The 12,655-nt window shown below is 65.4% G+C and carries 7 protein-coding genes and 4 pseudogenes; 1 reads left to right on the top strand and 10 read right to left on the bottom strand.

Annotated features, from left to right (window positions below):
- Positions 1 to 7: 7 nt before the first annotated feature.
- From AAF143_RS03960 to AAF143_RS03915, 10 genes and pseudogenes are all read right to left on the bottom strand, one after another.
- The gene (locus AAF143_RS03960; RefSeq protein WP_255009648.1) at positions 8 to 673 is read right to left on the bottom strand and encodes an LON peptidase substrate-binding domain-containing protein; all 666 of its coding nucleotides are present in this window, start codon (positions 671 to 673) and stop codon (positions 8 to 10) included.
- Between the two features lie 118 nt (positions 674 to 791).
- Positions 792 to 1,111: pseudogene (gene rpsJ / locus AAF143_RS03955) on the bottom strand (30S ribosomal protein S10).
- Between the two features lie 150 nt (positions 1,112 to 1,261).
- Positions 1,262 to 1,509: pseudogene (gene tuf, locus AAF143_RS03950) on the bottom strand (elongation factor Tu); the annotation flags it as partial.
- Positions 1,447 to 2,460: an elongation factor Tu gene (gene tuf / locus AAF143_RS03945; protein WP_414026529.1), complete on the bottom strand. Its 1,014-nt coding sequence runs from the start codon at positions 2,458 to 2,460 to the stop codon at positions 1,447 to 1,449. The pseudogene tuf (AAF143_RS03950) and the gene tuf (AAF143_RS03945), both read right to left, overlap by 63 nt.
- A 39-nt stretch (positions 2,461 to 2,499) precedes the next feature.
- Positions 2,500 to 4,574: pseudogene (gene fusA / locus AAF143_RS03940) on the bottom strand (elongation factor G).
- Between the two features lie 98 nt (positions 4,575 to 4,672).
- A complete protein-coding gene (gene rpsG / locus AAF143_RS03935; protein ID WP_255009641.1) occupies positions 4,673 to 5,143 on the bottom strand; it encodes a 30S ribosomal protein S7 in 471 nt (156 codons plus the stop codon).
- Between the two features lie 64 nt (positions 5,144 to 5,207).
- Positions 5,208 to 5,582, bottom strand: coding sequence for a 30S ribosomal protein S12 (gene rpsL / locus AAF143_RS03930; protein ID WP_255009639.1), 375 nt, complete (start codon positions 5,580 to 5,582; stop codon positions 5,208 to 5,210).
- Between the two features lie 51 nt (positions 5,583 to 5,633).
- The gene (locus AAF143_RS03925) at positions 5,634 to 5,990 is read right to left on the bottom strand and encodes an AIR synthase (protein ID WP_255009638.1); all 357 of its coding nucleotides are present in this window, start codon (positions 5,988 to 5,990) and stop codon (positions 5,634 to 5,636) included.
- Positions 5,991 to 6,041: 51 nt separating this feature from the next.
- Positions 6,042 to 6,905, bottom strand: coding sequence for a phosphodiester glycosidase family protein (locus AAF143_RS03920; RefSeq protein WP_414026528.1), 864 nt, complete (start codon positions 6,903 to 6,905; stop codon positions 6,042 to 6,044).
- Complete coding sequence (locus tag AAF143_RS03915; protein WP_414026527.1) at positions 6,797 to 7,915, bottom strand: hypothetical protein; 1,119 nt, start codon at positions 7,913 to 7,915, stop codon at positions 6,797 to 6,799. Before AAF143_RS03915 ends, AAF143_RS03920 begins: the two co-directional genes overlap by 109 nt.
- 134 nt (positions 7,916 to 8,049) lie before the next feature.
- Here AAF143_RS03915 and gltB point away from each other — a divergent pair.
- A pseudogene (gene gltB / locus AAF143_RS03910) lies at positions 8,050 to 12,639 on the top strand (glutamate synthase large subunit).
- The last annotated feature ends 16 nt before the right edge of the window (positions 12,640 to 12,655 follow it).

The following is a 12,655-nucleotide window of genomic DNA, read 5'->3' as shown; positions in this document are numbered from 1 at the left end:
GCTTGCCTCAGTCGGGGACGGAATCGCCCAGATCCTTGAAGGTGTCCTTCAACACGGTGCGGGCGGCGAGCTGGCGACGGGTGCGATCGAGCAACTCGAACTCCAGCCGCAGCCGTTCACCGGTGTCGGTGATTTCCAGCAACGCCTGCTGGTGGTCGGCCACGGGACCACCCAGGTGGGAGCCGATCCAGAAGGACAGTTCCCGGGGCAGATCGGGCAGGTCGCTGGGCAGGGGTGTGATCTTGCCGAAGAGCTTGCCGGTGAGATCGACCACATCCTGCAGGGCCTGGGTCACCTCCGTAGCGAGCTGCTGGAGATCGTTGTGGCTTTCAGCGGTTTCGTCTTCGATCCAGCTCACCAGGGCCACCCGGAACGGGGCTTCCCGCACCACGTCGAGCACCCGAAAGCGTTGCTGGCCCAGGGTGACGATGTTGCTGCGGTCGTCGTCCTGGGTCTGGCACTGGAGGATCTCGGCGCAGCAGCCCACCTCGGCCATCCGCTGGGTCTGGGGATCCCACCGCACCACACCGAAGCGACGGTCGTTCTCCAGAACCGTGCTCAGCATCATGCGATAGCGCGGTTCAAAGATGTGGAGGGGCAGCACTTCCTGGGGGAAGAGCACCACATCCGGCAGGGGAAAAAGGGGAAGTTCCCTGACGGACAGTTCGGTCACGTGGTCACGCTGCGTGGCTGCAGGACAAAGGAATTGGGCCTGGAGTCAACCAGATGGGAGACCCTGACCAGGCCCTGATGCTAGGAACAATCCAGGCCTTGCAGGGCCGGAGCACGCCTCAGAGCTTCACTTCGATGTCGACGCCGCTGGGTAGATCCAGCTTCATCAGGGCGTCGATGGTTTTCGAGGAAGGGTTGTAGATGTCGATGATTCGCCGGTGGGTGCGAGTTTCGAAGTGCTCGCGTGAGTCCTTGTCAACGTGGGGCGAGCGCAGCACGCAATAGATCTTGCGCTTGGTGGGGAGGGGATGGGTCCGATCGCCGTGGCGGCGGTGTGGTCCGCGGTTTCGATGATCTTTTCGCAGGAGAGATCCAGCATGCGGCGATCGAACGCCTTCAGGCGGATGCGGATCTTCTGCTGGGAGATGGAGGTGGACATGGGGATGGGAGAGAAGCGCGGGGGCGGCACGGCGGCGGTGGCTGCTGAAAGGAAGGGCAGCTGCCGGTCGGCTTGGATTGTCGAGGTGCTGGAAAAGGATCGATCGAAGCGGGGTGGGGATTGGCCCCACCCCGCAAGGCTAGATCAGCCTCACTCGAGGATCTTGGAGACCACGCCGGCACCGATGGTGCGGCCACCCTCGCGGATGGCGAAGCGCATGCCCTGCTCAATGGCCACGGGGCAGATCAGCTCGCCGGTCATCTTGATGTTATCGCCGGGCATGACCATCTCCACGTTGGTGCCGTCATCGGCGGTGAAGGCGGTGATCTGGCCGGTCACATCCGTGGTGCGGATGTAGAACTGCGGCCGGTAGCCAGCGAAGAAGGGGTGTGGCGGCCGCCTTCTTCCTTCTTGAGCACGTAGACCTGCCCTTCGAACTTGGTGTGGGGCTTGATGGAGTTGGGCTTCACCAGCACCATGCCGCGCTCGATGTCTTCCTTCTGCACTCCGCGCAGCAGCAAGCCGACGTTGTCGCCCGCCATGCCTTGATCAAGCAGTTTGCGGAACATTTCCACGCCAGTGACGGTGGTTTCGCGGGTGTCCTTGATACCCACAATCTGGACGGTTTCGCCCACTTTCACCACTCCACGTTCGATACGCCCGGTGGCGACAGTGCCGCGACCAGTAATCGAGAACACGTCTTCGATAGCCATGAGGAAGGGCTTGTCGATTTCGCGCTCGGGCTCAGGGATCGACTCATCGACAGCGTTCATCAGCTCGTCGATTTTCGCCTCCCACTCGGCGTCGCCTTCAAGCGCCTTCAGGCCGGAGACCCTGATGACGGGGATGTCGTCGCCGGGGAAGTCGTAGCTGGTCAGCAGCTCACGCACTTCCAGCTCAACGAGCTCAAGGATCTCCTCGTCGTCGACCATGTCGCACTTGTTGAGAGCGACCACCAGAGCAGGCACGCCCACCTGCTTGGCAAGGAGTACGTGCTCCTTGGTCTGGGCCATGGGCCCGTCGGTGGCGGCGACCACGAGGATGGCGCCGTCCATCTGGGCGGCACCGGTAATCATGTTTTTCACGTAGTCCGCGTGACCGGGACAGTCCACGTGGGCGTAATGACGCTTGACGGTTTCGTATTCGACGTGGGCGGTGTTAATGGTGATACCGCGCTCACGCTCCTCTGGAGCTCCGTCGATTTGATCGTAGGCCTGGGCTTTCGCCATACCTTTCTTGGCCAGCACGTTGGTGATGGCGGCCGTCAGGGTGGTTTTGCCATGGTCAACGTGGCCGATGGTGCCGATGTTGACGTGTGGTTTGTTCCTTTCGAACTTCTCGCGAGCCATGATGAAAAAGAATCGGGGGGTGGATTTAGAGGGTGAAGATCAGGAATTGCCCTGATTCTTGGAGATGATGGCTTCAGCGACGTTCCGAGGGACTTCCTCGTAGTGACTGAACTCCATCGAGAAGATACCCCGACCCTGAGTCATGGATCGGAGCTGGGTGGCGTAGCCGAACATTTCGGCCAGAGGCACCTTGGACTGGACCTTGGACTGTCCATTGTCGATGGACTGGCCTTCGACCTGGCCGCGACGGGAGGAAAGGTCGCCGATCACAGAACCGAGATAGTCCTCGGGGATCTCGACTTCCACCTTCATCATCGGCTCAAGAAGTACAGGATTGCACTTCTTGACGCCATCTTTGAAGGCCAGGGATCCGGCGATCTTGAACGCCATCTCCGAAGAGTCCACATCGTGGTAAGAACCGTCCACCATGGTGACCTTGATGTCGATCATCGGGAAACCTGCGATCACGCCGGATTCGCAGGTTTCCTTCATGCCGTTTTCGGCAGGTCCGATGTACTCCTTAGGAACGATGCCGCCAACGATCTTGTTGACGAAGACAAAGCCTGAACCAGGTTCCCCTGGCCCCATTTCGATCACCACATGGCCGTACTGGCCTTTACCACCGGTCTGGCGGGCGAACTTGCCTTCGCCTTTGGCGCTGCCGCGGATGGTCTCCCGATAGGACACCTGGGGTGCACCGATGTTGGCCTCCACCTTGAACTCCCGCAGCATGCGGTCCACGAGGATCTCCAGGTGCAACTCGCCCATGCCGGCGATCACCGTCTGACTGGTTTCGGGGTTGGTGGAGACCCGGAAGGTGGGATCCTCCTCGGCCAAAGACTGGAGCGCTTTGGAGAGCTTTTCCATGTCGCCCTTGGTCTTGGGCTCCACCGCCACGGAAATCACCGGTTCGGGGATGAACAGCGATTCAAGGATGATTGGATCGCTCTCCACGCAGAGGGTGTCTCCAGTGGTGGTGTCCTTGAGACCGAGCACGGCGCCCAGATCGCCCGCCCGCAGCTCGTCCACTTCCTCGCGGTCGTCGGCCTTGAGCAGGATCAGGCGAGAGATGCGCTCTTTTTGTCCTTGGTGGAATTGAGCACATAGCTGCCTTTCTGAAGCACACCGCTGTAGATGCGCACGAAGGTGAGCTTGCCGTAGGGGTCGGCCATGACCTTGAAGGCAAGGCCGCTGAACGGTGCGCTGTCGTCACAGGGACGGTTGGATTCGGTGCCATCGGGGAGCAGACCGGTGATCGGCGGCACATCGACCGGGGCCGGCAGGTAGTCGACCACGGCGTCGAGCATCAGCTGAACACCCTTGTTCTTGAAGGCGGAGCCGCAGAGGATCGGCACCAGGCCATGCTTGAGGACACCGACACGGATGCCTTTGATCAGCTGCTCATCGGTGAGTTCGCCGTTTTCCAAGAAGGCATCGATGAGTTCTTCATCGGTTTCGGCCACGACCTCCATCAGCTTGTTCCGCCATTGGGCGGCTTCCTCCTTCATGTCGTCGGGGATCTCCGATTCGATGATGTCGGTGCCGAGATCGTTGGTGTAGATGATCGCCTTCTGGCTCACCAGATCGATGATGCCCTTGAGATCGCCTTCGGCGCCGATCGGCAGCTGGATCGGGGCGCCTTTGGCTTTGAGGCGGTCCTTGATCTGCTCGACAACCTTGAGGAAATTGGCACCGGTGCGGTCCATCTTGTTGACGAACACGATGCGGGGCACGTTGTAGCGATCAGCCTGGCGCCACACCGTTTCCGACTGGGGCTGAACGCCACCGACGGCGCAGAAGACAGCGACAACCCCATCGAGCACCCGCATCGAGCGCTCCACCTCGATGGTGAAATCAACGTGCCCAGGGGTATCGATGATGTTGATGCGGTGATCCTTCCAGCTGGTGGAAATGGCCGCTGCAGTGATCGTGATGCCGCGTTCGCGCTCCTGCTCCATCCAGTCGGTGACGGCGGCGCCATCGTGCACCTCCCCCATCTTGTGGACGACACCCGAATAGAACAGAATTCGCTCGGTCGTGGTGGTTTTACCCGCGTCAATATGGGCGGCAATACCGATATTTCTGACACGTTCCAAAGGGTAGGCGCGGGCCACGGGGAGCTTCTCCGAAGGTTGTCAACTAAAATTGCGGAATTGATTCTACAGGGCAGCCCTGCAGAGGCCGGATCCTCGCTTGATCCGGCCGGTTGCGCTCAGTAGCGGTAGTGGGCGAAAGCCTTGTTGGCTTCTGCCATCTTGTGGGTTTCTTCGCGCTTGCGGACGGCGTTGCCGGACTCGTTGGCCGCATCCATCAGCTCGCCAGCCAGTTTCTGGGCCATCGAGCGACCGTTGCGGGCGCGGGAGAAGTTCACCAGCCAGCGCAGGGCCATGGCCGTGCCCCGCTCCTGGCGGACTTCCATCGGCACCTGATAGGTGGCACCACCCACCCGGCGGGCGCGCACTTCCACCAGAGGGGTGGTGTTGCGCACCGCGGTTTCGAACAGCTCAAGCGGGTCGGAACCGGTGCGGTCGTTGATCATGCCGAAGGCGTCGGAAAGGATCCGCTGGGCCGTGGACTTTTTGCCGTGCTTCATCAGCCGGGCCACGATCATCGAGGCCAGGCGGCTGTTGAACTGCGGATCCGGAAGAACCGGGCGCTTTTCGGCGGCATTGCGGCGGGACATAAACCTGGAGGCAGGGAGTCAGGAACGGGTGAGAGAAAAATGCTGGGGAACGGTCGAACCGGACTCAGCCCTTGGGAGTCTTGGCTCCGTACTTGGAGCGGGATTGACGGCGGTCCTTCACGCCTGCGGTGTCGAGGGTCCCGCGGATGATGTGATAACGGACACCGGGTAGATCCTTCACACGGCCGCCGCGGATGAGTACGACGGAGTGTTCCTGGAGGTTGTGGCCGATGCCGGGGATGTACGCGGTCACCTCGAATCCTGAGGTGAGGCGCACCCGGGCCACCTTGCGGAGCGCCGAGTTGGGCTTTTTCGGGGTGGAGGTGTACACCCTGGTGCACACGCCACGGCGTTCCGGGCAGGAGCGCAGGGCGGGGGACTTGGTCTTGCGGGTGAGGCGCTGCCGTTCGGTGCGGATCAGCTGCTGAATCGTGGGCATCGAGGGCCGGAGTGGGGGTCGGACGTCCGACCGTTTCGACAATCCGCCACCTTACTTTGTCGCCGTCCCACCCTCCCCTGATCGGCTGAAGGAGGCACCACAGACGCAGCAACGCACCCCGTCGCCCGGACGGATCAGAAAGCCGCCGCCGCTGAGATCCCCGCGGTAGTCGAGGTTCAGGCCGCTCAGGCGCGTCAGTTGATCAGCGGGGGCATGGAGCGTGATGCCGTCAGCCCGGGCCACGGGCACCCCTGCCAGATGGCCGGGGCGAATGCGCACCACCCAGCGCTCGCAGCTGCCATCCACCAGATCAAGGTGCATCACCCCCGGGGTGCCGGCCACGGCGGCCTGACGTCCAAGCTCCGCGGCGGCGGCCGCGCTCAGGCGCAGACTCTGACCCTTGGGCATGGCGGCATCAACGCAATCCACCCATTCTGACGGGCGGTGTTGGCCAGGTCCCTAGGGCGTCTGAAGCGCCAGGCGCCCTGGGGACCCGTTGAGTTGGGCGGTGCGTCGGGGGATCAGGCCCAGGCCGTTGTGGATCGAGGAGGCCACCCCACGGCCTTTGACGGTGTGGGTCCCGGCGATCACCAAGCCGGTGGAACTGCCACCGTCCAGGTTCAAGGCGTCCTTGAGGCCCATCTGCAGCAGGGCGAGGGCGGTTTCGCCCAGCGTCGGTCCTTCGTGGCCGACTCCCTGCAGGGTGATCAGCCAGAGCTGGCGCCCATCGCTGCCCACCACGGTGCGCGGGGCCCCCTGCTGGAGGAAGGTGGGGCTGAAACCCTCGGCCGTGCCATTGAGCACGAAGCGGCCCTCCAGCAGCAGCAGCGGCCCACCACCGATCACGAAGGGCTGCAGGCCGGTGGGATCCGTCGCTCGGCTGCTGAGCCGCAGGCGCTCGCCCACGCCCCAGGGCAGCAGCGCGCCCGCCCTGCCGATCAAAAGGATGTCATCGCCACCCAGGGGGATGCCCTCGCCGAGCTGCTGGGCTTCGAAGCGCTGCTGAACAACCCCGTTGTTGAGAATCAGACCCGTTTCGGCTCCGCTCAGGGACCGGTAGAACCGCCCCCAGTCAGCGGTGTAGCGGCTGATCCCCCGTTGGACGTAGCCGCTGTTGACACTGCTGATCGGCCAGCGCTGGCCATCTCTGTCAGTGAGGCTTTCATCGAGGCTCAGGCGGCCGAAGCGGGGCAGGTCCGCGTCCTGCCAGGCCATCACCCCCCGGTTGAGGATCGGGCCGGACAGCCAGCGGCCCCCATCGCGGACGGCGCCCAGGGGTAGCCGGTTGACCCGGTTGAAGTAGCCCCCATTGATGGCGACCACCGCCTGGTCCTGCTGGGCCAGCATAGGCAGGCTGGAGAGGCCCTGCATGCCATCGGGACGGGTGAGCGGCCGGAGATCCAAGGGGTCCGGCGCGGATCCAGTCGCACGCTGCTGATCAGCAGGCGCCGCTGGCCCACGCTGCGCAGCTCACGGCTGAGCTGGACCCCTGAGCCCTGCAGGGCCAGCAGGCGCGGATCGCGAGGGTTCGCTTCCGTGGCCGTCTCCGTGGCCGTCGAGCTGCCGCTGCCACCACTGGGGTCCCCTTGGCTGCCCACGGCGACGACCGGCAGGTCGATCACCACCCGGTTCGGACCCCCCAGGGTGGAGATTCGGGTGCCCCCTGCGGAACGGCCGAGGGCCAGGCTGAGGCTGGCTGGTCCCTGACGGATCCCCAGGCCGAGGCGCTGAAGTTGCTGCTGGAGGCCGGCCGTGCTGGCCAGATCGAGGGCCAGCTGTCCATCCCCCTGGCGCAACCAGGTGGGCCCGCTCAGATCCAGCACCACCCTTCGGCCACCGTTGACATCGCGGGAGCGCACCCGCAGCAGTTGCGGTGGCGGCAGGCGCAGGCGCAGCAGGGGGCCCAGCCGCTCGGGCCTCGCTCCGGCCGCCAGCAGGGGACGCGACACCTCAATCGCCACCTCGTCTTGGAGGCTGCGCTGGGCGGCCGCCGGCACCCGCAGGCTCTGGCCGAACCAGTCCAGCTCCAGCTCGCCATCGGGGAGGCTGCGGCTTGAGAAACCCATCTGACCCTGGAGCACTTCCAGGGGGATCCAGAGCTCGGCGGGCTCGGGTCCCTCGCCGTCGAGCCAGCGCCAGCGGGCTTGCAGCCGCTGGCCGTTCAGCTCGATTCCCAGTCCTTCCTGGGCGCCGCGGAATCCTCTGCCTGGGGAGGGGAGCCTTTCGCCGCTGCGCTCGAGGGGCGGCGGTGGCGGTGGGGCCGGCGGCAGGGCCAGGCTCAACAGCGGCAGCGGAAAAAGGCTGCCATTCGGCCCACGGTTCGTGAGCAGCAACTTAGCTCCGATCCATGGATGGTCTGGTTCACGGCCCATGGCGCCGTGGATGCAAGTCCCTAGGATCTGAATCTTCTAGATGCGGCCTGTCCCCTGGCGGGATTGTCCGCGGTTCCAGTTGGTGATCCCGGGCTATGCCACTTCCCTCCCGTCCCGCTTGGCCCCATTGCGACAGCCCTGCTCCGGCGGCGGTCGCTGGCGAAAAGGACGCCTGCGGGGTGGGGTTTTTGGCCCGCTTGAGCGGAGAGGCCAGCCACTGGATCCTGAGCCAGGCCCTGCGGGGCCTCGGCTGCATGGAGCATCGGGGCGGTTGCGGAGCTGACGGGGATTCCGGTGATGGGGCTGGCATCCTCTGCGGAATTCCCTGGTCCTTCCTGGAGGAGGTTTGGCCTGAGGTCGCCGCCGTTCCCCCAGGCCGCAGGGGCCTGGGCATGGTGTTTCTGCCCGCCGACCCGGAGCTGCGGGAGCAGGCCCGCCGTTTCTGCGACGGCGAGGCCCAGCGACTGGGGCTGCGCCCGGTGGGCTGGCGACCTGTTCCCGTCGATCCCGCCGTGCTGGGGCCGTTGGCCCGGACGACGGCACCGGTGATTGAGCAGTGGCTTGTGGAGGGGAGTGAGGGCGGCGATGCGCTCGAAGCCCTGTTGTTTCGCTGCCGCAGGCGCATCGGCGACCGGGCTCGGGAGGCCTGGGGGCCTGGTCCGGTCGACCTCTACTTCGCCTCGATCAGCGGCCGCACCGTCGTCTACAAGGGGATGGTGCGCTCGGAGGTGCTGGCCGCCTTCTACGGCGATCTCCGCGACCCCCGCTTCGAAGTCAGCTTCGCCGTCTACCACCGGCGCTTCAGCACCAACACCTTGCCCCGTTGGCCCCTGGCCCAACCGATGCGGCTGCTTGGCCACAACGGCGAGATCAACACCCTGCTGGGCAACCTGAACTGGGCCAAGGCGGCCGAATCCCACCTCGATGAGGTCTGGGGTGAGGCGGCTCCCGATCTCAAGCCCGTGGTCAACGACGCGTTCAGCGATTCGGCCAACCTCGACGCCACCCTGGAGCTGATGGTGCGCGGCGGCCGTCCGATCACCGACAGCCTGATGACCCTGGTGCCGGAGGCTTTCCGGCTTCAGCCCGAGCTGGAGAACCGCCAGGCCATCCAGGCGTTCTACGAGTACTCGGCCTGTGTTCAGGAGCCCTGGGACGGTCCGGCCCTGCTGGTGTTCAGCGATGGCCGCAGCGTTGGGGCCACCCTCGATCGCAACGGCCTTCGTCCGGCCCGGTACTGCGTCACCAACGACGGACTGGTGGTGATGGGCTCAGAAACCGGCGTGGTGGAGCTCGAGGAGAGTTCGATCATCGAAAAGGGACGCCTCGGTCCGGGCCAGATGCTGGCCGTCGATCTGGAGCAGGGTCGTCTTCTTTACAACTGGGATGTGAAGGCCGAAGCGGCCGAGCGCCATCCCTACGGCACCTGGCTGGCGGAACGCCGCCGCAGCCTGGCACCCCAGCCCTGGGAGGACGAGCGCCACCTGCGTGATCTGGAGCTGCTCCAGCTGCAGACCGCCGTTGGATTCAGCGCCGAGGACCTCGATCTGATCATCGAGGACATGGCCGGAGCGGGCAAGGAGCCCACCTACTGCATGGGCGATGACATCCCCCTGGCGGTGCTCTCCTCCAAGCCCCACCTGCTCTACGACTACCTCAAGCAACGGTTCGCCCAAGTCACCAACCCGCCGATCGACCCCCTGCGGGAAAAGCTGGTGATGACGCTGGAGATGAACCTCGGGCGCCGTGGTTCCGCCCTGCGGCCCCAGGCTGATGGTGCCCAGGTCCTGCACCTGAGCACGCCTGTGCTCAACGAGGCCGAATTGGCGGCCCTCCCCCAGCAGGGCCTGGCCACGGCCACCCTTTCGACTTTGATGCCCGTGCTGGCTGGTCCCAAGGGACTGGAGCAGGCGGTGGGCGAGCTCTGCCACGCCGCGGTGGAGGCGGTGCGCAGCGGCTCCCAGATCCTGATCCTCTCGGACCGTGCCGGGGGGCATCACGGCCGGCACCACCTACATCCCTTCCCTGCTGGCGGTGGGGGCCGTGCATCACCATCTGCTCGATCTGGGACTGCGGCTGCAGTGCTCCCTGGTGGTGGACACAGCCCAGTGCTGGAGCACCCACCACCTGGCCTGTCTGATCGGTTTCGGGGCCAGCGCCGTCTGCCCCTGGCTCACCCTGGAAACCACCCGTCACTGGTTGGTCCACCCCAAGACCCAGGCGCTGATGGAGCGGGGCAAGCTGCCTCCCCTCGATGCGTCCAGCGCCCAGGCCAACGTGCGCAAGGCCCTGGAAGACGGCCTGCGCAAGATCCTCTCCAAGATCGGCATCTCCCTGCTCGCCAGTTACCACGGGGCCCAGATCTTCGAGGCCATCGGCCTGGGGGCCGACCTGATCAAGCTGGCGTTCACGGGCACCACCAGCCGGGTGGCCGGCTTGAGCCTGCCGGATCTCGCCAGTGAAACCCTCGCCTTCCACGCCAAGGCCTTCCCGGAACTGAACCGCACCAAGCTCGAGTTCATGGGTTTCGTGCAGTACCGCACCGGCGGTGAGTTCCACCTCAACAGCCCGGAGATGGCCAAGGCCCTGCATGCGGCCGTGGCCGCTGGCCCCGGCTACGACCACTTCTCCACCTACAAGACCCTCCTGGAGCATCGGCCGGTGACGGCCCTCCGCGATCTGCTGCAACTGCGGCCTGCGCCCACGCCACTGCCCCTTGATCAGGTGGAGAGTGTTGAGAGCATCTGCGCGCGCTTCTGCACCGGCGGCATGAGCCTCGGGGCTCTCTCCAGGGAGGCCCATGAGGTGCTGGCCGTTGCTATGAACCGCATCGGCGGTAAGAGCAACAGTGGTGAAGGCGGTGAGGATCCAGCCCGCTACCACCCCTCAACGATGTGGACGCCAGCGGCCACTCCCCCACCCTCCCCACCCTCAAGGGGCTGCGCAACGGAGACTCCGCCTGCTCGGCGATCAAGCAGATCGCCTCCGGTCGCTTCGGCGTCACCCCCGAATACCTGCGCAGCGGCCGCCAGCTGGAGATCAAGGTGGCCCAGGGGGCCAAGCCCGGGGAGGGCGGCCAGCTGCCCGGGCCGAAGGTGGATGCCTACATCGGCTGGCTGCGCAACAGCAAGCCCGGGGTGGCGCTGATCTCACCGCCGCCCCACCACGACATCTATTCGATCGAAGACCTGGCCCAGCTGATCCACGACCTGCACCAGGTCCATCCGGCCGCCAAGGTGTCGGTGAAGCTGGTGTCGGAGATCGGCATCGGCACGATCGCCGCCGGCGTGGCCAAGGCCAACGCCGATGTGATCCAGATTTCCGGCCATGACGGCGGCACCGGCGCTTCGCCCCTGAGCTCGATCAAGCACGCCGGCAGCCCCTGGGAGTTGGGTCTCACCGAGGTGCACCGATCCCTGCTCCAGAACGGTCTGCGCGATCGCGTGCTGCTGCGGGCCGACGGCGGCCTCAAGACCGGCTGGGATGTGATCCTGGCCGCCCTGCTGGGCGCCGAGGAGTTCGGTTTCGGCTCGGTGGCGATGATTGCCGAGGGCTGCATCATGGCCCGCGTCTGCCACACCAACAATTGCCCCGTGGGCGTGGCCACCCAGAAGGAGGCGCTGCGCAAGCGCTTCACGGGCTTGCCCGAGCACGTGGTGAGTTTCTTCCTGTTCGTCGCTGAAGAGGTGCGGCAGTTGCTGAGCGTGCTCGGTGTGGCGCGGCTGGAGGATCTGATCGGGCGCACCGAACTGCTCGAGCCCCGCTCCATCGCCCTGACCAAGACCCGCTCCCTCGATCTCTCCTGCCTGCTCGATCCGATCGCCGGGGCCGACGATCGCAGCTGGCTCCGCCATGCGCCCGTGGCCCATGGCAACGGGCCGATCCTTGAAGATGACCTCTTGGCAGACATCGACGTGATCGAGGCGATCGAATCCCATGGCCGGGTGAGCCGTTCGCTGGCGATCGTCAACACCGATCGAAGTGTGGGTGCGCGTCTGGCTGGCGAAATCGCCGCCCGCCATGGCAACACCGGCTTCCATGGGGCCGTGAACCTGCGCTTCAAAGGCGCCTCCGGTCAGAGCTTCGGGGCCTTCCTGCTCCAGGGCATGGAGTTGCGCCTGGAGGGTGAGGCCAACGACTATGTCGGCAAGGGGATCAATGGAGGGCGCATCGTTGTGGTGCCACCTCCCGCCGTCAGCGAGGCCGGCCGTCAGGTGATTCTCGGTAACACCTGCCTCTATGGCGCCACCGGCGGCGAGCTGTTCGCCCTCGGCCGCGCCGGTGAGCGTTTCGCCGTTCGCAACAGCGGTGCGCGCACCGTGGTGGAGGGCACCGGTGACCATTGCTGTGAGTACATGACCGGCGGTGTGGTGGTGGTGCTCGGCAGCACGGGCCGCAACGTCGCCGCTGGCATGACCGGTGGTGTGGCCTTCCTGCTCGATGAGCAGGGGGCGCTCTCCTCCCGGCTCAACGGCGAAACCGTCACGCTCCACAGCCTCGAGACCCCCGAGCAGGAGCGCTTGCTCAAGCCCCTGCTGGAGGCGCACCTGGAGCACACCGGGAGCTTGAGGGCGGCCGAGATCCTCGCCAACTGGCCCCAGTGGCGTGGTCGCTTCAAGGTGCTGGTGCCCCCCAGCGAAATCCTGACCGTGGGCCTGGGCCAGCGGGAACCGGTGGTCGCCTGAGGCTGTCGCCCCAGGG

It is taken from the genome of Cyanobium sp. ATX-6F1 (assembly GCF_047395825.1).
Taxonomy (GTDB): domain Bacteria; phylum Cyanobacteriota; class Cyanobacteriia; order PCC-6307; family Cyanobiaceae; genus ATX-6F1.
The sequence above is the reverse complement of the archived record's forward strand: the minus strand, read 5'-3'. Positions and strand labels throughout refer to the sequence as shown.